This is a genomic window from Bathymodiolus japonicus methanotrophic gill symbiont (assembly GCF_019721995.1).
Lineage (GTDB): Bacteria > Pseudomonadota > Gammaproteobacteria > Methylococcales > Methylomonadaceae > Methyloprofundus.
The window spans coordinates 121,034-146,777 of record NZ_BLYC01000002.1 but is presented as its reverse complement, the minus strand read 5'-3'; the positions used below and the strand labels follow the sequence as shown (position 1 = coordinate 146,777).

Genomic DNA, 25,744 nt, shown 5'->3' with positions numbered 1-25,744 from the left:
AGTGTCTATTTGCTGTTATAAGTGATTAAAATCAAAAAGATGGAAATATTCGAGTGGCGCTACCTTCAGGTAGGTTATAGGCTGCTTTGTTTAGGTACTTCTTCTTTCAATGGGAACACTGATGATCTCCCTTATCTTATAGTTCACAATTAGTCATAAATTTAAGATCAAAGGCTGGGTTAAGATTTTGGTATTGGGAAGCATATGCGTCCCAATACCAATAGATGTTTCACCCGTTAGCGTTGACAGTTAATCGGGTAAGATTTTTTTACATTTTCATACTGCCCTTTTTTTGCATCATTTTCTGATGATGTTTTTGCATCATCTTCATTTTCATTTGGCGCTTTTTTTCTTGATGATCTTTAATTAGCTGTAGTTGTTCGTCCATTAATGCCTGTTTCTTTTTAGCATTTTTCTCATCCTGAATGCGGTCGGAAAGATCATTCATTTTCAAGATATATATTTGCTTCTTGCGCGCCATCTTGTCTTTCATTTCATCAGACATTTCCATAGCCATACCCTGACCGGAAGCATTTCCAGGCTGCATGTTCATGGGCTTATCTTTAGCTAATGCCGAAATGCTGGCAACTGATAAAACAAGAACTGCTATTGATTTAACGATGTACTTCATGATTTTAACCTTTTATAAAAATCGGGGAGTCGCTATTTTTGCGAAAGCTTGTTTTTGGCATCCCAGCCCAAGCAAGCAGCAAAAACTTAACGCGACCACTTATGCCTCCGGCGGCCCCGATTCGTCCTCGTCACCTCGTCCCGACCCAACAAGGGGTCGGAACATAGGCTCCAAATGACTTGACGCCGTGTCGGATGGCCTTTTATTTTGTCTCCACCTTCGCTAACGCTCAGACTCCGACAAAATAACGGCCCTACGGCTATCGCGGACTAAAAATCATCACTTCGCTTAGGCTCCGTTTCCCTGATTTTCAGCGGTAGTGGAGGTGCTAGGCACTATATTAGGGAATTATAAAACCCCTGAATGCAGACCATAACACTTTAGCGAATATTGAACTACAAAACCTTTCATTAATTAAATATCTGAAGTTTCCCAATAATTATTTATGGTAAAATTGAAACTATGCTACAACTATAGTTTCTCAGATAAATAATTTCCAAATTTGGAGCGCTTAAACTTAGGCGGTAACAACGAAATCTTCCCGCAATTTTTGCATAACACAAATCACTTTACTGGCATCATGCATATAAGTGTTAAAAGTTTGCACAACTGAATCATGAAGATCTTCAAAAGTTTTAAAATACTTCATATGAGTCGAATCGCGTTTCGTATTTTTCCATAATTTCTCAATCGGATTAAAATCCGGCGAGAACGCAGGGAGACATTCTACTGTCAAACGATCTACATTAGCTAACTTAAATTCCTTAATAACACCGCTTCCATGATACGGGGCACCATCTTCAATTAGAATAATCTTGCCTTTATAATAAGCCAGCAATTGTGTTAAAAACTCAACATAGCTTTCACCATTAAAACGCCCAGATGTTTCAGCGTGTTGTAATATCATTGGCTTATAACTCTCGATTAAGACGTTGTCGGCAATAGAATATATCGCTTCCATAAAAAGCTTCTGTGTTGGATATTTCTCATTTTTTAAGCTTTTAAGAATAGCTAAAAATTCTTGAGGCAGCCCAGCTTCTTTTAAAAGTCTAAGTGACTTTGGTTTTATCTCATAAGCCAATGATTCTCGGTATTGAAAACTCCCTCCTTCGAGTTCGATCGTACCAAACATTTTCAACCCTTTTCGAATCCCTGATGTTTTCACTGTGGGTTGCTCTCCTATTGGAGCCCAGGTTCGTGCCAATGAACCCCACATAGCAAATGACACCTCATCACCGAATAAAACGACACTCTTTTCTTCTACCGCCTTTTCCATAATGGCAGGCAATGTTTCTTCCAGCCACGTTTTTCTTTCAAGCTCGTACTTTTCTTCTTCTTGGCGATCAGTCACAAAACGAGCTTTTTGATAACTGAAGCCCAGTTTTTTCATTAGGCTTGATAAATAGTTCAAGTTATAACGAACTTCAAATTTTAACCAAATAAGCTCGGCAATCATCGCAGTATTCCATATTCCACAATGAAATCCATTGTCTTCTGGGCCTTTCTTTATCAACTCAACCAATCTATTTTTCTGGTCTTTAGTTAACTTTGACTTCCGACCACGTCCTTGATAGTGTTGCCCTATTAACCAACCGACACCTTTATGCATGAATGTTTTCAGCCAATTTATAATGGTTTTTTCACAGACTCCCATTAGGCGTGCTATTTCTTTGATTCCCATGCATTCACTGAACCAGAGTAGAGCTTGAGTTAATCGATATAAACAAATATTACTTAGCTTGAGAGCTGTCGCCATATTTTTTTTTAGTCGGCCTACAATTGACTTTGAAAAAGTGAGGGATACCATTTTTGACTGTTTCCGTTAGTGTTGGGACGAAAATTATAAGCCAGTTTCCCCTCTGTCGTTTTTGTTTGTTCGTAAATTAATTTTCTGAAAGTCTATAGCAACAATTTCATCAGCGGGAGATAAAATTTATCTTATAGTTCGCTTTGCATTTTGAAAGCCTGGATATTAAACTTGATTTCTACTTAGCATATTCATTTTAAAAATTCAAAGGAGATTTACATGATAAGAACTATGGGGATTTTATTTAGTAGCATGCTATTCGCTGTGTGTTACTCGCTTGGTTCTATCGCTGCAGAAAGCAACAAATCTAAGCGAATTATTGTTGCTAACGCTGGCTTTATGACACCTGAGTCCATCGAATATTATGCTGCCGAAGATGTGTATTTAGTCAGTAATCTTAATGGTGATGGTTTAACGGCAGACGGTAATGGATTTATCTCAAAAGTCCACCCTGATGGCCGTATTATCAAACTCAAATGGCTCGATGGCACGACAAAAGGCGTGAGCTTAAATTCGCCCAAGGGTCTTGCCATTCAAGGTAATAATCTGTATGTCGCTGATATTAATGAAGTACATATTTTCGACCTTCCCAGCGGCAAGCAGAAAACATCGATTAATATTAGCAACAGCACTTTTCTCAATGGCATAACCCCAGGTACAGGCGATTTCGTTTATGTCACAGACAGCGGCTTAAAAGCAGGAAAAGATTCTTTAGCTGCTTCGGGTACTGATGCCATCTACAAAGTCTTGGCTAACGGCAAATATGAGCTGCTTTATAAAAATAAGCAAATGGGTCATCCCAATGGAATTATTGCGCAAGGCAAACGACTTACTGTGGTAACTTTCGGCTCTGGCGAAGTCTTTAGTATTGATGCGCACGGTAAGCGTCATAACCTGGTCAAGCCGCCAAAGGGAGATCTTGACGGACTCATAAAGTTAGCTGATGGTCGCTTAATCATGTCTAGCTGGGCTGGCTCTGCTCTGTATATATTAAACAAGGATAATAGCTACAGTATTCTGGCTGACGGGCTTGATGCGCCTGCTGACCTGGGGTTTGATAGCAAGCGTCAGCGTGTATTAATCCCGCTGTTTAAACAGGATAAACTGGTTTTCCTGCAACTGTAAGCTGCATTTCAAATGGACAAGACCCGGCCCAATGTGGCTGTATTACTTGCCGCCTACAATGGCGCAGCATTTATTGACGAGCAATTACACAGCATATTACGCCAACAAGGCGTTGCTCTGAGTATTTTTATCAGTGTGGATTTATCGACCGATGATTGTTATCAAATCTGCTGTGATTTTGCTGAGCAGCACTCGCAAATAACAGTATTAACTTATGGTCAAAAATTTGGTGGTGCTGCCGTCAATTTTTATCGTTTAATCAAAGATGTTGATTTCTCAGCCTATGATTTTGTCGCCCTGTGCGATCAGGATGATATCTGGCTGGATGACAAACTGATGACTGCCTGTACTAGGCTAGCACAGGGAGACTATGCAGCATACTCTGGAAATGTGCTGGCATTCTGGCCAGATGGTCTTGAATTATTAATCAACAAGGCTCTGCCGCAACGTCAGTATGACTATTTATTTGAGGCAGCTGGTCCCGGCTGCACTTATGTTTTGCGCATCGAACCGATGTTATTATTTAAAAATTTAATTCTGTCACACTGGCAGCAGGTTCAGCAAGTCAGTTTACATGACTGGTTTATTTATGCATTTTTTAGGGCGCAAGGCTTATCCTGGTTTATAGACCCTGAGTATAAATTATTATATCGACAGCATGCTAAAAATCAGGTGGGCATACACAAGGGCTGGCGGGCGAGTGGCAAACGCTTTAATCTGTTACGTAATGGCTGGTGTAAGCAGCAAGTGGTCTGTGTAGCAGACTTAATAGATGAGCATCATCTGGATGTAGATTCACGCATAACTATTCTGCAAAATATTAGTCAGTTAAGGCGGCGATTTCGCGACCGGTGCATACTGTTTTTTATTGCTCTAACCGGACTCTATTAAATATGACAAAAGTTTTAGTGACCGGCGCAACCGGGTTTATAGGCAAGGCACTAGTACACGCACTAAACCAACAAGCATTCGATGTGGTTGCGGTCGTGCGTCATATAAGCCAGCTTGTATCAGAGCAACAGATAGAACTCGGTGATCTATCGTCCACCACTGAATACACTGACGCTTTGCAGGATGTTGACGTCGTTATTCATTTAGCCGCTCGTGCACATATTATGCATGATACGGCATCAGACCCACTAGCTGAATTCCGTCAAGTCAATACCGCCGCTACTTTAAACCTGGCAATACAGGCTGCAGAGGCCGGCGTAAAAAGATTTATCTTTATCAGCAGCATTAAGGTAAATGGTGAACAGACTGCTCCTAATTCTCCGTTTCAAGAGCAGGTCGCTAGCCCACCGATTGATCCCTATGCACTCTCTAAATATGAGGCAGAACATGGCTTAATGTCTCTAGCGCAGTGTAGCGCCATGCAGGTAGTTATCATCCGCCCGCCTCTGGTTTATGGCCCTGGGGTAAAAGCAAATTTTGCAAGCATGATCAATTGGCTAATCAAGGGGATTCCCTTACCGTTCGGTGCAATTGATAATAAGCGCTCGCTGATCGCTTTAGACAATTTGCTGAACTTTATTATGCTCTGCATCACTCACCCTAAGGCTGCAAACGAAACCTTTCTAATTTCTGACCAGGAAGATGTATCGACTACACAGTTATTACAAAAAATCACCAAGGCATTCAACAAAAACACACTATTATTACCCGTTCCTGTTAGCTGGATGCGCTTTACAGGCATGTTATCAGGCAAGCAAGATGTGGCCGACCGGCTGTTTGCTTCACTCCAGGTGGATAGCTCTAAAGCTACTGATTTACTGGGCTGGTTGCCAGTTTCTAATATGCATGAGCAATTAAAGAAAATAGCAGCGTTTTATTCAACCTAGGAAACGAAAATTAAATAACATTTAGGTGATTTTGGGGAGTCGCTATTTTTGCGAAAGCTTGTTTTGGGCATCCCAGCCCAAGCAAGCAGCAAAAACTTAACGCGACCACTTATGCCTCCGGCGGCCCCGATTCGTCCTCGTCACCTCGTCCCGACCCAACAAGGGGTCGGAACATAGGCTCCAAATGACTTGACGCCGTGTCGGATGGCCTTTTATTTTGTCTCCACCTTCGCTAACGCTCAGACTCCGACAAAATAACGGCCCTACGGCTATCGCGGACTAAAAATCATCACTTCGCTTAGGCTCCGTTTCCCTGATTTTCAGCGTCTGTCAAAGAGTAAAAAACAAAATGACCGTAAAAATTCAAAACCCTGATGCTGACCTAGCAATTCTGTATTCCTTTCGCCGCTGTCCTTATGCCATGCGTGCCCGCATGGCATTGCAATATAGTGGCGTTAAAGTCAACCTGCGTGAAGTCGAATTAAAAAATAAACCGCAGCAATTGTTACAGTACTCAGCAAAAGGAACCGTGCCTGTCTTGGTCTTAACAGGTGGATTTATTATCGATGAAAGCCGGGATATTATGTACTGGGCGCTAGCAAAAAATGATCCAGATAACTGGATACCCAGAGCAAATATTGAAGAAGCACGTAATCAAATTGATCGACTGTTAGATGAGAATGACTTTAACTTTAAGAGCTGGCTGGATCGCTACAAATACTCTGATCGCTATCCCGAACAAACAGCAGAATATTATCGTCACCAAGGCGAGCAATTCCTGGCATCACTTGAGTTTCGGCTCAGTAAGCATCGCTTTCTGATGGGTGATAATATCTCTATGGCCGATATAGGTATTTTTCCGTTTATCCGTCAGTTTGCCTTTGTTGATAAAGACTGGTTCTATCAATCTGACTACCCTTACCTGCATGCCTGGCTGGATTATTTTCTTCAGTCAGAGCTATTTAATCGTATTATGAAAAAATATCCCGCGTGGACTGAAGTTTCAGCGCCAATAATATTAGGCGATTGCGGAAAAACAAGCTAGTGCAGCATTAGTTACAGGCAGGAATAAAAAAGCTTTAGCTTTTTTTAGTGCAGACAATAGTCTAAACTGAAGTTTCCCAATTATTGAGTAGCTGAAATACACAATGCTGGTGTATCGAGGTTTATTTTAGGTGGTTTTGCCATGTTTATCATCAGTGTTCCCCTATCAATTGATGCCGTGAAACTAACCTCGCCACAAGAGAGCTCATAAAGCACTGTAAAGACATTCCTGTTATTATTGCGTTTTGAACTGATCGAATGGTATACGAGCTGATACGAGATATTCTTGCCTGGAAAAATAATGGATTCACAAAACGATCTCGTTTTTGGGCCTGTTGCTGCCTAATCTCCAGAGCCTCGCTATATTTTTTATCCGATGGATGAATCAATTCTGGCTGTTGTGTTTTTGAAATCTCTTCAAACACGCGCATTAAATTATAGCTCATTGCAGTCAGGCGCATTTGATTTTCAAGTGAGCGGGTATTGGAAGACCAAGCTTTAGTTTCCTTGAAATTACTTTTAGTGTTATTGAATGTCTTTTCAATCGTCCATCGCTTGAAATACAGCATGGCAATGGTTCCAGGGTTAATGGTCATTGGCAAGGTTGTCACAAACCGGTGAAGTTTTCCGGTTTCTGGATCACGGTAATCCACCACGTTAAATTTGATGCCCTTGTTTTCGTACACACTGTATGCTTCAACCCCTGTATTGATCTCATGGCGGGAGTCAAAAGGGATAGACTCAACCAGAGTCGCAATTGAATTTTCTTTTAGCATTGAAATCATGTAATTAGCATGTCGTTTCTGCCGATCCCACCAGACAAAGTCGGTGACGGCTTTATCGTAGACATAGAGATGTTTCTGAGAGCTGTTATTTCCCTTGTTTTGCTTTTCAATATGATTTCGTAACACAGGTATTTCTTGATGTCTCTGAGTTCCGTTTGTCACCAGACAAAGAAATCTGAGCAACCCACTTCTGAGATTCAACGCGTAAATCCCCCCGGCCGCATAAACTTTCCCCTTGCTGTTTTTTTCAGTATGGCAGGCATGATCAATAAAATGTCCATCCGCTGCTTCTATGGTGTATTCGTCAAGTTCTGGGAATGCTTTAAGATAATCAATGCCTTGCGATAGCAGTGTTTCAGCGTGAAGATGATAGCTCTGCTGTTCAAATGCCTCAAGCATACTTGTTCGTCTATGCGACTTCAGTGATTTAAAATACGTTGAGTGGGGAAGCAGCTGGCCATAAATCTGTTCATTGGTTTGGAGGAAATGGCGACCACTATCGACTACACTGATACAGCGTAATAACCCAAGGCGAATAAAGTCGATATATCCTTCAACTCTGGGCATGAACGAGCCCACAAAGGATGACGCTCTGCTAACAGGGCACGTTCCATACTTTCATTGCAGTGTTGGTGAATATGTTCAGAGAGTGGTAGGTCTTTAAGCATGGGTGATATCCGTTTATGAGGTGATTAAAACGGAAATTTTTAGAAAACTTTTTTCGGCAATTGCAAGCTTTATTTGAAATTATTTGTTGTTTTTTTACGGTGCCTACAGAGTGTTTATTTGCTGTTATAAGTGATTAAAATCAAAAAGATGGAAATATTCGAGTGGTGCTACCTTCAGGTAGGTCATAGGCTGCTTTGTTTAGGTACTTCTTCTTTCAATGGGAACACTGATGATGTTTATAGCAAACCCCTACTTAATTCCCCTTAGGCAATAGCATTTGAAACGAATGAAAAGACTATTTTTTTTCATATATAGACTTTCAGAAAATTAATTTCCGAACAAACAAAAACGACAGAGGGGAAACTGGCTTATAATTTTCGTCCCAACACTAACGGAAACAGTCAAAAATGGTATCCCTCACTTTTTCAAAGTCAATTGTAGACCGACTAAAAAAAAATATGGCGACAGCTCTCAAGCTAAGTAATATTTGTTTATATCGATTAACTCAAGCTCTACTCTGGTTCAGTGAATGCATGGGAATCAAAGAAATAGCACGCCTAATGTGAGTCTGTGAAAAAACCATTATAAATTGGCTGAAAACATTCATGCATAAAGGTGTCGGTTGGTTAATAGGGCAACACTATCAAGGACGTGGTCGGAAGTCAAAGTTAACTAAAGACCAGAAAAATAAATTGGTTGAGTTGATAAAGAAAGGCCCAGAAGACAATGGATTTCATTGTGGAATATGGAATACTGCGATGATTGCCGAGCTTATTTGGTTAAAATTTGAAGTTCGTTATAACTTGAACTATTTATCAAGCCTAATGAAAAAACTGGGCTTCAGTTATCAAAAAGCTCGTTTTGTGACTGATCGCCAAGAAGAAGAAAAGTACGAGCTTGAAAGAAAAACGTGGCTGGAAGAAACATTGCCTGCCATTATGGAAAAGGCGGTAGAAGAAAAGAGTGTCGTTTTATTCGGTGATGAGGTGTCATTTGCTATGTGGGGTTCATTGGCACGAACCTGGGCTCCAATAGGAGAGCAACCCACAGTGAAAACATCAGGGATTCGAAAAGGGTTGAAAATGTTTGGTACGATCGAACTCGAAGGAGGGAGTTTTCAATACCGAGAATCATTGGCTTATGAGATAAAACCAAAGTCACTTAGACTTTTAAAAGAAGCTGGGCTGCCTCAAGAATTTTTAGCTATTCTTAAAAGCTTAAAAAATGAGAAATATCCAACACAGAAGCTTTTTATGGAAGCGATATATTCTATTGCCGACAACGTCTTAATCGAGAGTTATAAGCCAATGATATTACAACACGCTGAAACATCTGGGCGTTTTAATGGTGAAAGCTATGTTGAGTTTTTAACACAATTGCTGGCTTATTATAAAGGCAAGATTATTCTAATTGAAGATGGTGCCCCGTATCATGGAAGCGGTGTTATTAAGGAATTTAAGTTAGCTAATGTAGATCGTTTGACAGTAGAACGTCTCCCTGCGTTCTCGCCGGATTTTAATCCGATTGAGAAATTATGGAAAAATACGAAACGCGATTCGACTCATATGAAGTATTTTAAAACTTTTGAAGATCTTCATGATTCAGTTGTGCAAACTTTTAACACTTATATGTATGATGCCAGTAAAGTGATTTGTGTTATGCAAAAATTGCGGGAAGATTTCGTTGTTACCGCCTAAGTTTAAGCGCTCCAAATTTGGAAATTATTTATCTGAGAAACTATAGTTGTAGCATAGTTTCAATTTTACCATAAATAATTATTGGGAAACTTCAGAAGTCTAAAGCTATTGCACTCCTCCACAACCCATAGAATAAGGGGGGTTGAGTAGGCTGATGATATGGACTCCTCTCCCACCAACAGTGTCATAATGCACCTAAGAGTAATAACGGAGCAAAGAGGAGCCCGACATGAATAATAGCGTAATTGGATTGGATATAGCAAAAGATATTTTTCACATGTATACATCTGATGAAAAAAAATCAAAACCTGTTAAGAAAAAGCTAAAACGAGCTGAGCTTTTAATATTTTTTGCAAATTATCCAGTGAGCTTAATTGGAATAGAAGCCTGTGGCGGAGCTCATCACTGGGCAAGAGAGTTAACTAAACAAGGGCATGAAGTCATTTTGCTTAATGCCCGTTATGTAAAGGGTTTTGTGGTGGGGAACAAAAATGACTTTTTCGTCATTACTACCTCACTGGCTGGACGGCTATTTGGGGAGTCGCTATTTTTGCGAAAGCTTGTTTTGGGCATCCCAGCCCAAGCAAGCAGCAAAAACTTAACGCGACCACTTATGCCTCCGGCGGCCCCGATTCGTCCTCGTCACCTCGTCCCGACCCAACAAGGGGTCGGAACATAGGCTCCAAATGACTTGACGCCGTGTCGGATGGCCTTTTATTTTGTCTCCACCTTCGCTAACGCTCAGACTCCGACAAAACAACGGCCCTACGGCTATCGCGGACTAAAAATCTTCACTTCGCTAAAGCTCCGTTTCCAGGATTTTCAGCGGAAGTACCTAAACAAAGCAGCCTATAACCTACCTGAAGGTAGCACCACTCGAATATTTCCATCTTTTTGATTTTAATCACTTATAACAGCAAATAGACACTCTGTAGGCACCGTAAAAAAACAACAAATAATTTCAAATAAAGCTTGCAATTGCCGAAAAAGGTTTTCTAAAGAATTCCGTTTTAATCACCTCATAAACGGATATCACCCATGCTTAAAGACCTACCACTCTCTGAACATATTCACCAACACTGCAATGAAAGTATGGAACGTGCCCTGTTAGCAGAGCGTCATCCTTTGTGGGCTCGTTCATGCACAGAGTTGAAGGATATATCGACTTTATTCGCCTTGGGTTATTACGCTGTATCAGTGTAGTCGATAGTGGTCGCCATTTCCTCCAAACCAATGAACAGATTCATGGCCAGCTGCTTCCCCACTCAACGTATTTTAAATCACTGAAGTCGCATAGACGAACAAGTATGCTTGAGGCATCTGAACAGCAGAGCTATCATCTTCACGCTGAAACACTGCTATCGCAAGGCATTGATTATCTTAAAGCATTCCCAGAACTTGACGAATACACCATAGAAGCAGCGGATGGACATTTTATTGATCATGCCTGCCATACTGAAAAAAACAGCAAGGGGAAAGTTTATGCGGCTGGGGGGATTTACGCGTTGAATCTCAGAAGTGGGTTGCTCAGATTTCTTTGTCTGGTGACAAACGGAACTCAGAGACATCAAGAAATACCTGTGTTACGAGATCATATTGAAAAGCAAAACAAGGGAAATAACAGCTCTCAGAAACATCTCTATGTCTACGATAAAGCCGTCACCGACTTTGTCTGGTGGGATCGGCAGAAACGACATGCTAATTACATGATTTCAATGCTAAAAGAAAATTCAATTGCGACTCTGGTTGAGTCTATCCCTTTTGACTCCCAGCATGAGATCAATACAGGAGTTGAAGCATACAGTGTGTACGAAAACAAGGGCATCAAATTTAACGTGGTGGATTACCGTGATCCAGAAACCGGAAAACTTCACCGGTTTGTGACAACCTTGCCAATGACTATTAACCCTGGAACCATTGCCATGCTGTATTTCAAGCGATGGACGATTGAAAAGACATTCAATAACACTAAAAGTAATTTCAAGGAAACTAAAGCTTGGTCTTCCAATACCCGCTCACTTGAAGATCAAATGCGTCTGACTGCAATGAGCTATAATTTAATGCGCGTGTTTGAAGAGATTTCAAAAACACAACAGCCAGAATTGATTCATCCATCGGATAAAAAATATAGCGAGGCTCTGGAGATAAGGCAGCAACAGGCTCAAAAACGAGATCGTTTTGTGAATCCATTATTTTTCCAGGCAAGAATATCTCGTATCAGCTCGTATACCATTCGATCAGTTCAAAACGCAATAATAACAGGAATGTCTTTACAGTGCTTTATGAGCTCTCTTGTGGCGAGGTTAGTTTCACGGCCTCAATTGATAGGGGAACACTGATTCTCTGCATAGCGAATTTTTCTAAAATCATTCAGCCCCTTACCTAATGTTGCAGCAGCGACTTCCCCTTCGATAAACAAATTAGTCCATAATGTACAACCTAAAAAGCGCACACCATTATATTTAAAGGTATTTTTTTCCAGAAAATGGATATTGGTATTTGCACATTTTCCTTTTAACATGCGCAAAGTGTCGCGGTATTCGTGGTTGTAAAATTCATGATTTCCGGCGACATAAACCCCCGGCTTATTTAGCGACTGTAGCCATTCTATGGCTTGATCGTAAACCCCAATATCGCCAGCGGCAATAATAAGATCCGCATTATTATCATGCTGAAGTTTCCCAATTATTGAGAAACCTTACATGAACCAGACCACCAGCTATTTTTTTTAGCATGGTTCATATATACTTTAGTGTAATTGTAATTATGAAAAATAACCATACACCATGTCAATTAGCCCCAGAAAAAATACTCACCAAGTCTTAATCGGCAATGTTAAAGTCGGTGGTGCTGCACCTATCGTTGTGCAATCCATGACTAACACCGATACTGCAAATATTGCAGCCACAGTACAGCAAGTTATGGAACTCGCTAATGCTGGCTCAGAGCTTGTGCGCATTACTGTGAATAACGAAGAGGCAGCTGCTGCAGTCCCTGAGATACGCAAGCAACTGGATGCTAACGGTTTTTTAGTTCCTCTGGTGGGTGATTTTCATTTTAACGGACATAAGCTACTGGAAAAATATCCGCAATGTGCCAAGGCATTAGGTAAGTTCAGAATCAACCCGGGGAATGTTGGTAAAGGTGCTAAACGCGATACGCAATTCCAGCAAATGATTGAGTGTGCAGTTAAATATGATAAACCAGTACGTATTGGGGTCAATGGCGGTAGCCTGGATCAAGCCGTACTGACCCGCCTGCTGGATGAAAATAGACAAAAAGTCGAGCCTGAAGAACTCCCGGCAGTGACCCGTGAAGCTATTATTGTGTCTGCCCTGGAAAGTGCCGCTGCCGCTGAATCTTTCGGTCTATCTAAAAATAAAATCATCCTTTCATGTAAAATCAGCAATGTTCAGGAACTTATCAGTATTTACCAGGACCTTTCTAGTCGCTGTGAATATGCTTTACACCTAGGTTTAACTGAAGCAGGCATTGGCTCCAAAGGTATCGTCGCCTCATCAGCAGCGTTATCTGTATTAATGCAAAAAGGCATAGGCGATACTATTCGCATTTCCCTGACACCAGAGCCCGGAGCCGCACGTACCAAAGAAGTGATCGTTGGCCAGGAAATCCTACAGACCATGGGCTTTCGATCTTTTACACCGATGGTTATTGCCTGTCCAGGCTGTGGTCGTACAACTAGTGACTATTTCCAGAAATTGGCCATGGATATTCAGGGTTATCTGCGCGAGCAAATGCCAACATGGCGCGATCAATATAAAGGCGTAGAAGAAATGGAAGTCGCCGTTATGGGCTGCGTAGTGAATGGTCCGGGCGAGAGTAAAAATGCCAATATCGGGATTAGCTTGCCTGGTACCGGCGAATCGCCTGTTGCACCTGTTTATGAAGATGGCGAGAAAACTGTTACTTTAAAAGGTGATAGAATCGCAGAAGAATTCCAGGTTATTGTTGAAAAATATATTGAACGCACCTATAGTGCTTAAAACTGACGACAAAGCGAATAACGGGGAGTCGCTATTTTTGCGAAAGCTTGTTTTGGGCATCCCAGCCCAAGCAAGCAGCAAAAACTTAACGCGACCACTTATGCCTCCGGCGGCCCCGATTCGTCCTCGTCACCTCGTCCCGACCCAACAAGGGGTCGGAACATAGGCTCCAAATGACTTGACGCCGTGTCGGATGGCCTTTTATTTTGTCTCCACCTTCGCTAACGCTCAGACTCCGACAAAATAACGGCCCTACGGCTATCGCGGACTAAAAATCATCACTTCGCTTAGGCTCCGTTTCCCTGATTTTCAGCGATTGCCAACAAGCTTTATAATTTTTGCTTGAGCTATGGTTATGTTTGCTACTTGAAAACGAGGAAATACCCCTTTACTTAATAAATCATCGACTAAACGGTTCTTAAATCAAATGAGTACAACTGAAAAATCTGTAAGCTCCTCACAGCATCTACTGGAACAACAACTTGCGGATAAAAATCCGGCATTACTGCAGGCATTCAGGCTTTATCATGAACTGGACCAGGTAGCATATGACCTGGGACTTATAGGCATGGATGACTCATTAGCCAATAAGACCTCATGGTCGCCTATAATAACTGTAATAGGTGACCCGTCTTCAGGGCGCAATGAATTTATCAACCGCTATCTGGATACAACAACTCCGGCTATCGACGCCTTTACTAATCACTCACACTTTACTGTTCTCATCTATCGCCCTGATGAAACGCCCATCGCCTTACCAGGTACCGCTGTTGATGGTGATCCACGCCTTCCTTTTTACCATATTAGCGATCGCCTGGAGCAACTTGAATCTGGCGAAAGCAGGCATATCAATACTTACCTGGAATTAACCACCAATAATAGCCCTAAGTTAAAAGACAAAACAATTATTCTTGCTCCTGGTTTTTCTGCCAAAATTAAGAGCGAAGGTGTTGCGCTTTTACGTGAACACGCAGCGACACTTTCTGATCTTGTCTTTGTATTTCTCGATGCCAGCAAGCCAAATCTGGAAGATGTTCAGCAAGAACTTAAGCCTTTCCTGAAAATGACGACTGCAAGCCATAATCCCGGGAAGTTTATCTATGTCATCAATCAGGCTCAGGGTAGTGCCAATAATGTTGACCTCGCCAGCTGGAAGCAACAGTTAAGCAAGCTTGGACTACAGTCAGGTCAATTTTTTGTCTTAAAGCAAAGTACTGAAACTAATAACCAACTGGCAATAGAACAAAAACTCGCAAACATCGATGTCGAAAGTGCGTACCGTATTTTGCATACACTAGAGCGGCATATCGATGAATTTGATTCGGTAGTTATACATGAAGTTAAAAAAGCCATCGTGCTGTGGAAAGATCGCTCACATTTTACCGTTATCGTGGTACTTAGCTTTATTGCTCTGACACTAGTTGCGGGTGAAATTCAATTTGGGCTAGTCGCATTACTGCTTGATCCTTTTATCGCATCGATTTTTTTATTTTTGCTTGTGGTCACAATGATTCACCTACATATTTATAGCAGTAAAATCCACGCTAGATTTATCCGTAAAAAGCTGCTTGAGCGCCAGAAAGAGTTAGGGCTAATGGAAAACCTGGCCGCTTTATTTGACAAAAGTTTAACTTTTTGGCGAATTTTGCTCCCTTATGAAAAACCGGTAGGCTGGAACAAAGATGTCAAGGAAACATTAGAGATGATAAAAACACGTGCCAAAGGCTTGGTACAATCACTCAACAACACCTTTAATACCAGCTCTTTAGCCGCTAATAACAAAAAAGAAGAAACATTCTTAAATTTGTAACAGTAAGTTCAGGCTGAACATCAATACTGTGCGCAAAGAGATCTGTGAGACTTTTTCTAATCACGGTTACGCGCTGTATTATAAAGCTATTTCAGCCCTACTTAGAATGTAATTTATTTTTTAAATCAAGCGCATACTGCTCCAGTTGATCGAGCAAATGCTGGTCTACATCTGCTTGCTGTCTTAATTGCTTAATTTTAGCCTGGTAGTTATTGAAATCAAGAAAGCCGGTGGTATCTATATGGCTTAACCGAGCCAGGCAAAACTTCTGCCAACGTGACTTTTCAGCACTGTTTAACGTCTCTGGGTAATTTCTTGCCCTGTATCTAAATAGCATTTCTTCTAGCCTTGCACCTCCCCGCGGAAAAGAAAAGCTCGCTAACTGAGTTGGCTTTGTGGAGCGCAGCTTATCCATCATCTGTTTATCTTGATTAGAAAAAAAGCCACCACTATAGATCATTAAATCAGGGTCTGGGTCTGCATCAACTGAAAAAGAGTGCCCACTGAATACCTGATGCAGTCTGCTTTGTAAATCGCCAGACTGCTGGATTAAGTCCTTATGTTTCTGACATTTTGTAATATCGATGCCTAATCTCTCGGCATCACAGGCACGCAATACCTTTGCTGGAGCAACAATGGGGCATTTATTAATATGAACTGTCTTTAAAGGGATGCGCTCAACCCCTACAGGTAAATCTGCTTTAGCCGTGAATATACGCTGCTGAATCTCTTCGGCAGACAAGCTTAGCATCGCTTCCGGGTCGATAGATAAATCATAGACGATGATGCCATTATTATTTACCGGGTGCTGGCAGACAGGTAAAACCAGTGCTAAATATTGTTTTTCCGCGCCATACATTCCAGAGACATGCACTAGCGGTGTATAGCTACCCAGTTGCAGCAACTGCTTGACCTGGTGTTTGCCACGATTGCGCAAGAAAAACTCAAATAGTCTGGGCTGTGCGTGGTGAATTAATTTGGCTAAGGCGATGGTCGCATAAACATCCGATAAGGCATCATGAGCCTCGGCATGTTCGATGCCATTTTCTGCGGTGAGCTTTTCCAGGCGGAAGCTGATCTTGCCTTCGTCATCTACTGGCCAGCGTATGCCTTCAGGCCGTAGTGCATGGACGGTACGAATAAGGTCAATTAAATCCCAGCGAGAATTACCATTTTGCCATTCTCTGGCATAAGGGTCATAAAAATTGCGATACAAAAGATTACGCGTCACTTCATCATCAAAGCGTAAATTGTTATAACCCAGAGTACAGGTATTTTCTTGCACCATTTGCTGATAAATCTGCGCAATAAACTCAGCCTCACAAACACCTTTTTGCGCAGCAAGTTGTGGCGTTATTCCGGTCACACAACAAGCTTCAGGTTGTGGCAAGGTCTCATCAGCAGGCCGGCAATAAATAACCAGGGGCTTACTGATAATATTAAAATCATAGTCTGTTCTGATACCAGCAAACTGCACTGCTCTATCCCTCTGCGGGTCAACGCCAAAGGTTTCATAATCATGCCAGTAGAAGCTATTTTCTGTCATACGCGTTATTAAATTTCTGCAAAGAGCTTACATAGAATTGTTAATGTAACAGATAGTTGCAGCTTTGCAGAAAAAATTAGCTGTTCCGAAGCGCTATGTAGACCTGTAAGGATTGAGAATTAAATAAAATCCGGAACCTATAGGATAAGCTGAGGAACGAAGCGCATCACACACAATGGGGCGCTTCGTTCCTCAGCTCATCCTACGGAATATATAGCTTCGGGTATGAATAAATTCTGCTTCCTAAGGGGGGAGCGTAAAGTAGCTGCGTATGAATTCCCATTAGAATATAGGAATCCAAATTGTTTATAAAGTGTCAATCCCCAGATTTGCTAATTGATCTGCCTTCTCATTACCTGGATTACCTGAATGCCCCTTCACCCATATCCAATCGATTTGATGCTTCTGCATCACACTGTCCAGCCGTCGCCATAGATCTTCATTTTTGACTGGCTTTTTGGCTGCGGTTTTCCAGCCGCGTTTTTTCCAGTTAGTCATCCATTCGGTAATTCCCTGTAAAACATACCTGGAATCACTGTATAGCTTAACGGCGCATGGTCTATTTAATGCTTCCAGCGCCTGAATGGCTGCCATAAGCTCCATGCGATTATTAGTCGTCTGCTGCTCACCACCGTACAGTTGCTTTTCAGATTGACCTCTTTTTAACCAGACTCCCCAACCTCCAGGCCCGGGGTTTCCACGACAGGCACCATCGGTGTATATCTCAACTATCTGCGTCATTTTGTCTTTGCCTTATAGGTATATCTATTATCCTTGCCATTGCAACTCTGGGTTGATAGTCTTTTACTGGTGCTAGTGGGATAAGGTGATAACTCCTTTTAATCGCTTTAATACCAAAAGCTGCAACACGTAACTCCTGCCCTCTTCCCTCTGCATGCCCTGAATTAATTCGTGTTGCGTCAAAGTTAAACCCTGCGGCTAGTTCAACTTCAAAATTTAATAAACGCAACCAGCCTTCAATCCGAGTGCGACTGACTAGACCAGGAAACCAGGGCGTATTTTTTTCCCTACGGCGCATATATTGCAGATTTATATAAATATTCCACGGATTAAAGCTAATAATAGTTAACTTGCCTTCAGGTTTTAAAATACGCTCTACTTCACGCAAAACCTGATGTTTATGCTGGTCAAATTCCAGTAAGTGCGGCAAGATAACCATATCGACAGAAGCAGTCTTAAAAGGTAGGCCGACAGTCGTCGCCCTGAGTAATTTGCTCCCATACCATGGACTCTGTTCATCATCCATCACATAAAATTGCTCATACAGGCTGCAATCAATAAAATCATTTTCCCAGCCCAGGGCGCCGATTTGTACAATAACCTGCTTGCAACTAACGGTAATAGAACGCTTTAAAAAAGCCGTTTCCTGCTGTTGTAAAATCTGGCCTTTAGGCGTGGTAAACCATTCGTGTAATACTTTGCGGTGCATTATCTTTACTCATAAGATTACATGCGCTTAAAGATACCAGATTGTGATAACTATTAAAGTAAAAAGATATTTAATTACCAAATAATACGGTTCTGTCGCATAAATCCCCCTTCCCAACGCTATCTGCTATCATAATTCTAAATTTCAATAAAAGGTGGATCACATGCTCAGCTTCAAAGGCACTCACTTTCAAAAAGATGTCATTCTTTATGCTGTTTTCTTTTATGTCAGGTATGGCGTTTCGTATCGCGACCTTGAAGAAATTATGGAAGAAAGAGGTGTTGAAGTGGATCATGCTACGCTCAATCGTTGGGTGATCCGTTATTCGCCCGACATTGCTGTAAAAGCTAAATCTCAGAAACGAGAAACAAATAAATCGTGGCGCATGGATGAAACGTATATCAAAGTGAAGGGTCAGTGGACCTATTTATACCGAGCTGTTGATAGTCACGGTGATACGCTTGATTTTATGCTTTCTGAGCGCCGTGATGAAGAGGCTGCAACCGCATTTTTCAAACAAACGATTAACAATAATGGCTTTCCTGATAAGGTCGTTATGGATAAAAGTGGCGCTAACTATGCAGGATTAGCCAATATTAACCTCTTGTTAATCCTTGCTGGGTTTGCCACTATGATCGACATATTACAGGTTAAATATTTGAATAACATCATCGAACAGGATCATCGATTTATCAAAAAAATAACAAAGCCAATGATGGGCTTTAAAGCGTTTCACTCCGCTCAAGCAACCATTGATGGAATTGAAACAGCACATATGATCCGAAAGGGACAATTGTCTGAGGAAAATATTCCTGCTTATAAGCAGTTTATGGCTTTAGCAGGATAGTTATGCCTGAAGACCAGGAGCTCTGCGCTTTTGATAATTATTGCGACAGAACCTTATTGAGTATCATTACGTCAATGCCTATCAGCCAACAGAAAAGAAAAGCACACGCCACGCCGGAATCAGAAGAACAAGCTAGTAGCGCGCTGTTAATAGCGTCTTAAGTAAGTAGCATTAGAATTTGAGTGAATAGTAGTATCCGCTCTTTTTATGCTGATGAAATTAAACCTTTTGAAATACCATCTAAAATAGGAGTTTAGATGGTAGGCACGAGTGAATTCGAATCACCGACCCCTACCATGTCAAGGTAGTGCTCTAACCAACTGAGCTACGCGCCTAGAGAATCTTAAATATCTTTTGGTAGGCGCGAATAGATTCGAACTACTGACCCTCACCATGTAATGGTGATGCTCTAACCAACTGAGCTACACGCCTATCTAATCTTAACTGAGATAAGTCAAGAGCGGGTATTATATCTAAGGTGACTATTTTTGCAATAGTTATATCAACATTTCTGCCTGTAATTGTTTTATTTCATCCCTGACTCGTGCAGCCTCTTCAAATTCCAGGTTTTTAGCATGTTTATACATCTGGTCTTCTAGTTGTGCTAACTTTTTCTGTTTATCTTTTGCGGATAACCCTTTGTAACTTGCACCATCTTCGGCTACTTTAAGTTTTGATGTTTGATTCAGTCCTGCCCCGGGGATGGTAAGCTCTAAAATATCAGTGACAGATTTAAAAATTGTCGTAGGCGTTATACCCCGCTGCCTATTAAATTCTATCTGCTTTTCGCGGCGGCGCTGTGTTTCTTCTATAGCTTGAGCCATCGATTTTGTTACTTTATCGCCGTACAGGATTGCCTTGCCATTGGCATTTCTCGCTGCCCGTCCGATGGTTTGAATCAATGAAACCACCGAGCGCAAAAAGCCCTCTTTATCGGCATCCAGAATAGCAACTAAAGACACTTCAGGTATATCCAGACCCTCACGCAATAAGTTAATGCCCACCAGTACATCAAATACACCCAGACGTAAATCACGAATAATTTCCACCCGTTCCACGGTATCTACATCTGAATGTAAATAGCGCACACGCACACCATGTTCCATTAGGTATTCAGTTAGATCTTCGGACATTCTTTTGGTTAATGTGGTCACTAAGACCCGTTCTTTTTTTTCTACATGCAGGTTTATTTCAGATAATAAATCATCCACCTGGGTGGTCGCGGGGCGCACTTCTATTTCCGGATCCAGTAAACCTGTTGGCCTGACTACTTGCTCGATAAATTGCCCTGAATGTTCTTTTTCATACTTACTTGGCGTCGCTGATACATAAATTCTTTGCCCTATCTGGGCTTCAAATTCATCAAACCTCATGGGTCTATTATCCAGCGCTGAAGGCAATCTAAAGCCGTATTCAACCAGGGTTTCTTTACGTGAGCGGTCGCCTTTATACATCGCCCCTATTTGCGGCACAGTCACATGACTTTCATCAATAATAACTACCGCATTCTTGGGTAAATAATCAAACATGGTCGGAGGTGATTCGCCATCATCCCGCCCAGATAAATAGCGTGAATAATTTTCGATTCCGGAGCAATAGCCCACTTCGTAGATCATTTCTATATCAAATAAAGTACGCTGCTCCAGGCGCTGCGCTTCGACTAATTTGTTAAGCGAGCGTAATTGCTCTAGGCGTTCTTTTAACTCGACTTTGATTTTTTCTACTGCTTCCAGCAATCTTTCGCGAGGTGCTACATAGTGACTTCTCGGATAAATGGTATAACGCGCAACTCGGTGTAAAATTTCACCTGTTAAGGGGTCGAATAAAGATAGGCGCTCGATTTCATCGTCAAACAATTCGATACGTAATGCAGCTTCGTCTGATTCAGCCGGGAATATGTCGATAACATCACCGCGCACACGATAAGTTCCCCGGCGTAATTCAATATCATTGCGGGTGTATTGCATATTGGCTAAACGGCGCAAAATATCGCGTTGCTTGAGCATATCTCCGCGCACCAGGTGCAAGACCATCTTAAAATAGGACTCTGGCTCCCCTAGACCATAGATAGCTGACACGGTGGCAACAACAATGGTGTCCTTGCGCTCTAGCAATGTTTTAGTTGCAGATAGGCGCATTTGTTCTATATGCTCATTGCGCGACGCATCTTTATCTATAAAGGTATCTGACGCAGGCACATAGGCTTCAGGCTGATAATAATCGTAATAAGAAACAAAATACTCGACACTGTTTTCCGGAAAAAACTCCTTCATTTCCCCGTAGAGCTGTGCTGCTAGGGTTTTATTCGGCGCCATAATCATCGCCGGGCGTTGTATCTCATTAATCATATTGGCGATAGTAAAGGTTTTTCCTGACCCCGTTACACCTAATAGCGTCTGATGCACCTCTCCATCTACCAGGCCCTCAACCAATTTCTTAATTGCTGCAGGTTGGTCGCCTGCTGGTTTAAATGGGCTTTTTATATTAAATAGCTTGCTCACGACTGCGTATCTTTAGCGCGGATATATCGTTGCGAATATTGCAAGGCATTACGTCCAATTGCAAGTAGGTCTGGCGATGTTTTTAACACGTCAGCAAAAACACTTTGCAGAGCATCATCTAAATATTCATGCACAATTTCATTACGAATATCTTTATTTTGCCTGGTCGATTCAATATCTAAAAAGAGTCCGCGCTTATGCGCATTATTGACAACATCCATCAGAGTTCCTTGATTTTCAAATTCAACATCAAGACAGCGGAAATATTTACGCACTAAAAAATCAATTGTCCGCACATAACGACTACATAAGTTTTCGAACTGATTAAATTCTTCTATGCTAAATTTATCGGGGGAAGATAGATCTTTTACCTGCTGATAAGAATAATCCAGCCAAAATAGCTGTTTCTCCAGAGCAAGACTCAGTTCTTGTAGATAAACCAGACTCATAATTTAATCGCATTGGGTTTAATCATATTAATAAATGCGTTATTTGTATCCCCTGCATCAAGAAACAGGTCCATTTTCTGTTCACCAAAGCGATCAAAAAACTGCCTACGAATTGTTCTTAAATTCTGTTCATTCAATCTTGTTGAGGTGATCAACAAATCTATATCGCCACCACGTTTGCTATCATCAACACGACTTCCAAACAAATAAACATCGGCACTGGCATCCAGTGTTAAAACGCTGTTTTTAATATTATTGATTTCATCCTTTGTTAAGCGCATAGGTTTATCCGCGAGGGTGATAATTAGTCGTCTGAGCTACTGGCTGTATAGCTTCATTAAGCCAATCTCCATCAACAGTGCATGACTTCACAAGGTTTTTGAAATGACTGAATTCCTGTTTGCATAATTTGTTTCTTATTTGCTCAAATACTTTAACCACATTTTCAGGGTAAAGCCTTTCACCACAATGCAAGCAGACTTCTGCTGACACTCTCATTGAAACAGTGTTACCCCCCCCCCTTAATAGCTTTTCTACTTGTTTTGATTCCAGCTCGCCACCACAAATGGGGTACTTCTCAGAAAGTTTCATTGCTTCACTCTCACTTTCCATCGAGCCCATCGATTCGGATCTGGTCTGTAAACTGTAATTAATACCGCCCACTGGCTCGTTGGATTCTAAGTCCGTACACTGCGAATCGGTTCACCTGAAAAATGCCTTCCAAAAATCAAACCACTAGGATAAGGAGTATCGTTTTAATCACTTCGCCATGATGAACAGAACAATATATTTCTTCATATGTCAAACAACCACCAACCCTTCGTCATCCGCATGATGACTAATTTTTACCTGACTACTGTGGATAGCAGTCATTATCTTTCCTATGTCCATGATAAAATTCTTGCAAAAATATTTGTACGATTTGCAATGCGTACTCTATATAATCAAACCTCAACCGTATCTGCCTTATCCTGATAAGTTTTAATCTGATCAAAATTCAAATAGCGATAAGAATCATCAGCCGTTTCATCTATCTGTTGTGCATAGACTCTATATTCTTCAGCAGTAGGAATCCTGCCTAAAATAGAGCATACTGCTGCCAGTTCTGCAGAGGCTAAATAAACATTGGCATCTTTACCCAAACGGCTGGGAAAGTTCCGCGTTGATGTTGAAACTACTGTCGCATTATCCGCAACTCGTGCCTGATTGCCCATACATAATGAACAGCCAGGCATTTCTGTACGTGCGCCTGATTTACCAAAAATTCTGTAATACCCCTCATCGGTTAACTTGTCCTGATCCATTTTTGTCGGTGGCGCGATCCACAGTTTGGTCGGCACCTGCCCTTGCAGTTTATCTAATAGCTTACCCGCGGCACGAAAATGGCCAATATTAGTCATACAAGAGCCTAAAAAGACTTCATCAATTTTAGTACCTGCAACATCCGATAATGTTTTTACATCATCAGGGTCATTCGGGCATGCCATGATAGGTTCTTTAATGGCACTGATATCAATATCCAGCACAGTATGATATTCAGCATCGGCATCTGGCTCCATCAATACCGGGTTGGTAAGCCAGCCCTGCATTTCCTGCACTCGGCGCTTAATCGTACGCGCATCGCCATAACCTTCAGATATCATCCATTTCAACATGGTAATATTTGAATTGATATATTCACGTATTGGCGCTTCTCCCAGACGAATTGTACAACCTGCTGAGGAGCGTTCTGCCGAGGCATCCGACAACTCAAATGCCTGCTCGACTTTTAAATCGGGTAATCCTTCGATTTCTAACACGCGCCCTGAAAAGACATTTTTCTTACCTTTTTTCTCAACGGTTAATAAACCTTGTTTAATCGCAGCCAGAGGAATAGCATTCACCAGATCCCGTAAAGTTATACCCGGCTGCATTTCACCGTTAAAGCGCACTAACACCGATTCCGGCATATCCAGTGGCATTACCCCAGTTGCAGCAGCAAAAGCGACCAGACCTGATCCGGCCGGAAATGAAATCCCAATGGGGAAACGGGTATGCGAGTCTCCCCCAGTCCCGACCGTGTCTGGTAATAACATGCGGTTCAACCAGGAGTGAATAATACCATCGCCCGGACGTAAAGCAACGCCACCACGATTCATAATAAAATCAGGCAGGGTGTGCTGCATCTCCACATCAATCGGCTTAGGATAAGCTGCAGTGTGGCAAAAGGATTGCAAGACTAGATCCGCAGAAAACCCTAAACATGCCAGGTCTTTCAACTCGTCACGAGTCATCGGTCCGGTAGTATCTTGTGAACCGACAGTCGTCATATGTGGTTCACAATAAGTATTAGGCCGCACACCTGCAACACCGCAGGCCTTACCCACCATTTTCTGCGCCAAGGTAAAGCCCTTAGTACTTTGTTCTGCATCCCCAGGTCTACGAAATACAGTGGAAGGCTCAAGGTTCAGAGCTTTACGCGCACGATCGGTCAAGCCGCGCCCTATGATCAAAGGAATACGTCCACCCGCACGAACCTCATCTAATAGAATTTCAGTTTTCAAGCTAAATTCACACACGACTTCATCGCTGTCATGGCGCTGAACCACGCCCTGATAGGGATAAATATCAATCACATCGCCCATCGCCATGTTTTCTACATCGCACTCAAATGGCAATGCACCCGAATCTTCCATGGTGTTAAAGAAAATAGGGGCGATTTTCCCACCGATACACACACCACCTGCGCGTTTATTAGGCACATAGGGAATATCATCCCCTGTAAACCACAACACAGAATTCGTTGCTGACTTACGTGAAGAGCCCGTACCTACGACATCACCTACATAAGCGACTGGAAAGCCTTTTGCTTTTAGCTCATTGATTTGCTGTTCTGCATTAGTTATCCCCTCTCTGGGAATTTTTAACATCGCCTGGGCATGTAATGGAATATCAGGACGCGACCAGGCATCCGGCGCAGGTGATAAATCATCAGTATTGGTTTCACCTGTCACTTTAAACACAGTGACCGTTAATTTTTCAGGCACTTCGGCTTTGCTGGTAAACCACTCTGCTTCAGCCCAGGATTTAATAATTTTCTCAGCAAACTGATTACCTGCATCCGCTTTTTCCTGCACATCATGAAAAGCATCGAATACCAATAAGGTATGTGACAAGGCTTTTGCTGCGATAGGAGCTAATACGTCAACATCTAGCAAATCAATAAGCGGCGCGATATTGTATCCACCTAACATGGTTCCTAGAAGTTCAGTCGCACGCGGCGGACCGATAATAGCGGAAGTGACTTCACCTTTTGCAATCGCGGCAAGGAACCCAGCCTTAACATAGGCGGCTTCATCCACTCCAGCAGGTACGCGGTAAGTCAATAATTCTAATAAAAAGTCTGCTTCACCTGCAGGTGGTTGCTTAATTAGTTCCACAACTGCTGTTACTTGTTCAACATTTAGCGGCTGTGGTACAACGCCCTGCTTTGCTCTTGCTTCTACATGCTGTCGGTATTGTGCTAATACTTCAGTTGGGTTTAATGTGTCTGTAGACATTT

The 25,744-nt window shown here is 41.9% G+C and carries 29 protein-coding genes, 2 tRNA genes and 1 pseudogene; 16 read left to right on the top strand and 16 right to left on the bottom strand.

The window, feature by feature from the left end; translation table 11 throughout:
* Positions 1-268: 268 nt before the first annotated feature.
* Positions 269-631, bottom strand: coding sequence for a hypothetical protein (locus K6984_RS03750; RefSeq protein WP_221894285.1), 363 nt, complete (start codon positions 629-631; stop codon positions 269-271).
* A 38-nt stretch (positions 632-669) separates the two neighbouring features.
* Here K6984_RS03750 and K6984_RS32460 point away from each other — a divergent pair, with 38 nt between their 5' ends.
* Positions 670-798, top strand: a complete 129-nt coding sequence (locus K6984_RS32460) for a hypothetical protein (RefSeq protein WP_263458628.1) — start codon at positions 670-672, stop codon at positions 796-798.
* A 350-nt stretch (positions 799-1,148) separates the two neighbouring features.
* On the opposite strand, the gene K6984_RS03745 is transcribed toward K6984_RS32460, so the two are convergent.
* Entirely contained in the window at positions 1,149-2,438 is a 1,290-nt protein-coding gene (locus tag K6984_RS03745; protein ID WP_221894284.1) for an IS630 family transposase, read from the bottom strand.
* Positions 2,439-2,657: 219 nt separating this feature from the next.
* On the opposite strand from K6984_RS03745, the gene K6984_RS03740 reads away from it, so the two are divergent.
* The 5 genes from K6984_RS03740 to K6984_RS03725 all read left to right on the top strand — a co-directional run bounded on the left by K6984_RS03740 (position 2,658) and on the right by K6984_RS03725 (position 6,446).
* A complete protein-coding gene (locus tag K6984_RS03740; protein ID WP_221894283.1) occupies positions 2,658-3,563 on the top strand; it encodes an SMP-30/gluconolactonase/LRE family protein in 906 nt (301 codons plus the stop codon).
* A gap of 12 nt (positions 3,564-3,575) precedes the next feature.
* A complete protein-coding gene (locus tag K6984_RS03735) occupies positions 3,576-4,454 on the top strand; it encodes a glycosyltransferase (RefSeq protein ID WP_221894282.1) in 879 nt (292 codons plus the stop codon).
* 2 nt (positions 4,455-4,456) lie between these two features.
* Entirely contained in the window at positions 4,457-5,401 is a 945-nt protein-coding gene (locus tag K6984_RS03730) for a UDP-glucose 4-epimerase family protein (protein ID WP_221894281.1), read from the top strand.
* Positions 5,402-5,449: 48 nt separating this feature from the next.
* On the top strand, positions 5,450-5,578 hold the full coding sequence (locus tag K6984_RS32455; protein WP_263458596.1) for a hypothetical protein: 129 nt from the start codon (positions 5,450-5,452) through the stop codon (positions 5,576-5,578).
* A gap of 172 nt (positions 5,579-5,750) precedes the next feature.
* Positions 5,751-6,446: a glutathione S-transferase gene (locus K6984_RS03725; protein ID WP_221894280.1), complete on the top strand. Its 696-nt coding sequence runs from the start codon at positions 5,751-5,753 to the stop codon at positions 6,444-6,446.
* A gap of 151 nt (positions 6,447-6,597) precedes the next feature.
* Here the strand turns inward: K6984_RS03725 and K6984_RS03720 are convergent, their stop codons facing one another.
* Both K6984_RS03720 and K6984_RS03715 read right to left on the bottom strand, forming a co-directional pair.
* Positions 6,598-7,797 (bottom strand): transposase, encoded by a 1,200-nt coding sequence (locus K6984_RS03720; protein ID WP_221894279.1) that lies wholly within the window; start codon positions 7,795-7,797, stop codon positions 6,598-6,600.
* The gene (locus K6984_RS03715) at positions 7,734-7,898 is read right to left on the bottom strand and encodes a hypothetical protein (RefSeq protein WP_221894278.1); all 165 of its coding nucleotides are present in this window, start codon (positions 7,896-7,898) and stop codon (positions 7,734-7,736) included. The genes K6984_RS03720 and K6984_RS03715 overlap by 64 nt, the downstream gene beginning before the upstream one ends.
* 408 nt (positions 7,899-8,306) lie before the next feature.
* Between K6984_RS03715 and K6984_RS03710 the strand changes: the two genes are divergently transcribed.
* The 6 genes from K6984_RS03710 to K6984_RS03690 all read left to right on the top strand — a co-directional run bounded on the left by K6984_RS03710 (position 8,307) and on the right by K6984_RS03690 (position 11,935).
* Positions 8,307-8,465: a hypothetical protein gene (locus K6984_RS03710; protein WP_221893723.1), complete on the top strand. Its 159-nt coding sequence runs from the start codon at positions 8,307-8,309 to the stop codon at positions 8,463-8,465.
* 39 nt (positions 8,466-8,504) lie between these two features.
* Positions 8,505-9,596, top strand: a complete 1,092-nt coding sequence (locus K6984_RS03705; protein ID WP_221894277.1) for a transposase — start codon at positions 8,505-8,507, stop codon at positions 9,594-9,596.
* Between the two features lie 550 nt (positions 9,597-10,146).
* Complete coding sequence (locus K6984_RS32450; RefSeq protein WP_263458596.1) at positions 10,147-10,275, top strand: hypothetical protein; 129 nt, start codon at positions 10,147-10,149, stop codon at positions 10,273-10,275.
* 27 nt (positions 10,276-10,302) lie between these two features.
* Positions 10,303-10,494, top strand: a complete 192-nt coding sequence (locus K6984_RS03700; RefSeq protein WP_221894276.1) for a hypothetical protein — start codon at positions 10,303-10,305, stop codon at positions 10,492-10,494.
* 140 nt (positions 10,495-10,634) lie between these two features.
* Complete coding sequence (locus tag K6984_RS03695) at positions 10,635-10,799, top strand: hypothetical protein (RefSeq protein ID WP_221894275.1); 165 nt, start codon at positions 10,635-10,637, stop codon at positions 10,797-10,799.
* Complete coding sequence (locus K6984_RS03690; protein WP_221894274.1) at positions 10,736-11,935, top strand: transposase; 1,200 nt, start codon at positions 10,736-10,738, stop codon at positions 11,933-11,935. Before K6984_RS03695 ends, K6984_RS03690 begins: the two co-directional genes overlap by 64 nt.
* On the opposite strand, the gene K6984_RS36890 is transcribed toward K6984_RS03690, so the two are convergent.
* Positions 11,914-12,117 (bottom strand): metallophosphoesterase family protein, encoded by a 204-nt coding sequence (locus K6984_RS36890; protein WP_230987880.1) that lies wholly within the window; start codon positions 12,115-12,117, stop codon positions 11,914-11,916. The genes K6984_RS03690 and K6984_RS36890 overlap by 22 nt on opposite strands.
* A 6-nt stretch (positions 12,118-12,123) precedes the next feature.
* Positions 12,124-12,282: pseudogene (locus K6984_RS36885) on the bottom strand (metallophosphoesterase); the annotation flags it as partial.
* A 100-nt stretch (positions 12,283-12,382) separates the two neighbouring features.
* Here K6984_RS36885 and ispG point away from each other — a divergent pair.
* The 3 genes from ispG (at position 12,383) to K6984_RS03675 (ending at position 15,410) form a co-directional block, all read left to right on the top strand.
* Positions 12,383-13,600: a flavodoxin-dependent (E)-4-hydroxy-3-methylbut-2-enyl-diphosphate synthase gene (ispG, locus tag K6984_RS03680; protein WP_221894273.1), complete on the top strand. Its 1,218-nt coding sequence runs from the start codon at positions 12,383-12,385 to the stop codon at positions 13,598-13,600.
* Between the two features lie 37 nt (positions 13,601-13,637).
* Entirely contained in the window at positions 13,638-13,766 is a 129-nt protein-coding gene (locus K6984_RS32440; RefSeq protein ID WP_263458596.1) for a hypothetical protein, read from the top strand.
* Between the two features lie 261 nt (positions 13,767-14,027).
* A complete protein-coding gene (locus K6984_RS03675) occupies positions 14,028-15,410 on the top strand; it encodes a P-loop NTPase family protein (RefSeq protein ID WP_221894272.1) in 1,383 nt (460 codons plus the stop codon).
* A gap of 97 nt (positions 15,411-15,507) precedes the next feature.
* On the opposite strand, the gene sbcB is transcribed toward K6984_RS03675, so the two are convergent.
* The 3 genes from sbcB to K6984_RS03660 form a co-directional block, all read right to left on the bottom strand.
* Complete coding sequence (gene sbcB / locus K6984_RS03670) at positions 15,508-16,956, bottom strand: exodeoxyribonuclease I (protein WP_221894271.1); 1,449 nt, start codon at positions 16,954-16,956, stop codon at positions 15,508-15,510.
* Between the two features lie 306 nt (positions 16,957-17,262).
* The gene (gene rnhA / locus K6984_RS03665) at positions 17,263-17,697 is read right to left on the bottom strand and encodes a ribonuclease HI (protein ID WP_221894270.1); all 435 of its coding nucleotides are present in this window, start codon (positions 17,695-17,697) and stop codon (positions 17,263-17,265) included.
* Positions 17,681-18,406, bottom strand: coding sequence for a class I SAM-dependent methyltransferase (locus K6984_RS03660; protein WP_221894269.1), 726 nt, complete (start codon positions 18,404-18,406; stop codon positions 17,681-17,683). Before K6984_RS03660 ends, rnhA begins: the two co-directional genes overlap by 17 nt.
* A gap of 163 nt (positions 18,407-18,569) precedes the next feature.
* On the opposite strand from K6984_RS03660, the gene K6984_RS03655 reads away from it, so the two are divergent.
* Entirely contained in the window at positions 18,570-19,253 is a 684-nt protein-coding gene (locus tag K6984_RS03655; protein WP_221894268.1) for an IS6 family transposase, read from the top strand.
* Between the two features lie 258 nt (positions 19,254-19,511).
* Here K6984_RS03655 and K6984_RS03650 read toward each other — a convergent pair.
* From K6984_RS03650 to acnB, 7 genes are all read right to left on the bottom strand, one after another.
* Positions 19,512-19,588: transfer RNA gene (locus K6984_RS03650), tRNA-Val, on the bottom strand.
* Between the two features lie 20 nt (positions 19,589-19,608).
* Positions 19,609-19,685: transfer RNA gene (locus tag K6984_RS03645), tRNA-Val, on the bottom strand.
* Between the two features lie 65 nt (positions 19,686-19,750).
* Positions 19,751-21,754: an excinuclease ABC subunit UvrB gene (gene uvrB, locus K6984_RS03640; protein WP_221894267.1), complete on the bottom strand. Its 2,004-nt coding sequence runs from the start codon at positions 21,752-21,754 to the stop codon at positions 19,751-19,753.
* On the bottom strand, positions 21,751-22,203 hold the full coding sequence (locus K6984_RS03635) for a hypothetical protein (protein WP_221894266.1): 453 nt from the start codon (positions 22,201-22,203) through the stop codon (positions 21,751-21,753). Before K6984_RS03635 ends, uvrB begins: the two co-directional genes overlap by 4 nt.
* Complete coding sequence (locus K6984_RS03630; protein ID WP_221894265.1) at positions 22,200-22,484, bottom strand: nucleotidyltransferase domain-containing protein; 285 nt, start codon at positions 22,482-22,484, stop codon at positions 22,200-22,202. The genes K6984_RS03635 and K6984_RS03630 overlap by 4 nt, the downstream gene beginning before the upstream one ends.
* Before the next feature lie 4 nt (positions 22,485-22,488).
* On the bottom strand, positions 22,489-22,815 hold the full coding sequence (locus K6984_RS03625) for a YgiT-type zinc finger protein (RefSeq protein WP_338024434.1): 327 nt from the start codon (positions 22,813-22,815) through the stop codon (positions 22,489-22,491).
* A gap of 332 nt (positions 22,816-23,147) precedes the next feature.
* Positions 23,148-25,742, bottom strand: coding sequence for a bifunctional aconitate hydratase 2/2-methylisocitrate dehydratase (gene acnB / locus K6984_RS03620; RefSeq protein ID WP_221894264.1), 2,595 nt, complete (start codon positions 25,740-25,742; stop codon positions 23,148-23,150).
* Positions 25,743-25,744: the final 2 nt, after the last annotated feature.

Excerpts from the sequence above, each read along its gene's own strand:
- K6984_RS03750 (WP_221894285.1), bottom strand. The coding sequence starts at position 631 with ATGAAGTACATCGTTAAATCAATAGCAGTTCTTGTTTTATCAGTTGCC.
- K6984_RS03745 (WP_221894284.1), bottom strand. The coding sequence starts at position 2,438 with ATGGTATCCCTCACTTTTTCAAAGTCAATTGTAGGCCGACTAAAAAAA.
- K6984_RS03740 (WP_221894283.1), top strand. The coding sequence starts at position 2,658 with ATGATAAGAACTATGGGGATTTTATTTAGTAGCATGCTATTCGCTGTG.
- K6984_RS03735 (WP_221894282.1), top strand. The coding sequence starts at position 3,576 with ATGGACAAGACCCGGCCCAATGTGGCTGTATTACTTGCCGCCTACAAT.
- K6984_RS03730 (WP_221894281.1), top strand. The coding sequence starts at position 4,457 with ATGACAAAAGTTTTAGTGACCGGCGCAACCGGGTTTATAGGCAAGGCA.
- K6984_RS03725 (WP_221894280.1), top strand. The coding sequence starts at position 5,751 with ATGACCGTAAAAATTCAAAACCCTGATGCTGACCTAGCAATTCTGTAT.
- K6984_RS03720 (WP_221894279.1), bottom strand. The coding sequence starts at position 7,797 with ATGCCCAGAGTTGAAGGATATATCGACTTTATTCGCCTTGGGTTATTA.
- K6984_RS03715 (WP_221894278.1), bottom strand. The coding sequence starts at position 7,898 with ATGCTTAAAGACCTACCACTCTCTGAACATATTCACCAACACTGCAAT.
- K6984_RS03710 (WP_221893723.1), top strand. The coding sequence starts at position 8,307 with ATGGTATCCCTCACTTTTTCAAAGTCAATTGTAGACCGACTAAAAAAA.
- K6984_RS03705 (WP_221894277.1), top strand. The coding sequence starts at position 8,505 with ATGCATAAAGGTGTCGGTTGGTTAATAGGGCAACACTATCAAGGACGT.
- K6984_RS03700 (WP_221894276.1), top strand. The coding sequence starts at position 10,303 with ATGGCCTTTTATTTTGTCTCCACCTTCGCTAACGCTCAGACTCCGACA.
- K6984_RS03695 (WP_221894275.1), top strand. The coding sequence starts at position 10,635 with ATGCTTAAAGACCTACCACTCTCTGAACATATTCACCAACACTGCAAT.
- K6984_RS03690 (WP_221894274.1), top strand. The coding sequence starts at position 10,736 with ATGCACAGAGTTGAAGGATATATCGACTTTATTCGCCTTGGGTTATTA.
- K6984_RS36890 (WP_230987880.1), bottom strand. The coding sequence starts at position 12,117 with ATGTTAAAAGGAAAATGTGCAAATACCAATATCCATTTTCTGGAAAAA.
- ispG (WP_221894273.1), top strand. The coding sequence starts at position 12,383 with ATGTCAATTAGCCCCAGAAAAAATACTCACCAAGTCTTAATCGGCAAT.
- K6984_RS03675 (WP_221894272.1), top strand. The coding sequence starts at position 14,028 with ATGAGTACAACTGAAAAATCTGTAAGCTCCTCACAGCATCTACTGGAA.
- sbcB (WP_221894271.1), bottom strand. The coding sequence starts at position 16,956 with ATGACAGAAAATAGCTTCTACTGGCATGATTATGAAACCTTTGGCGTT.
- rnhA (WP_221894270.1), bottom strand. The coding sequence starts at position 17,697 with ATGACGCAGATAGTTGAGATATACACCGATGGTGCCTGTCGTGGAAAC.
- K6984_RS03660 (WP_221894269.1), bottom strand. The coding sequence starts at position 18,406 with ATGCACCGCAAAGTATTACACGAATGGTTTACCACGCCTAAAGGCCAG.
- K6984_RS03655 (WP_221894268.1), top strand. The coding sequence starts at position 18,570 with ATGCTCAGCTTCAAAGGCACTCACTTTCAAAAAGATGTCATTCTTTAT.
- K6984_RS03635 (WP_221894266.1), bottom strand. The coding sequence starts at position 22,203 with ATGAGTCTGGTTTATCTACAAGAACTGAGTCTTGCTCTGGAGAAACAG.
- K6984_RS03630 (WP_221894265.1), bottom strand. The coding sequence starts at position 22,484 with ATGCGCTTAACAAAGGATGAAATCAATAATATTAAAAACAGCGTTTTA.
- K6984_RS03625 (WP_338024434.1), bottom strand. The coding sequence starts at position 22,815 with ATGGAAAGTGAGAGTGAAGCAATGAAACTTTCTGAGAAGTACCCCATT.
- acnB (WP_221894264.1), bottom strand. The coding sequence starts at position 25,742 with ATGTCTACAGACACATTAAACCCAACTGAAGTATTAGCACAATACCGA.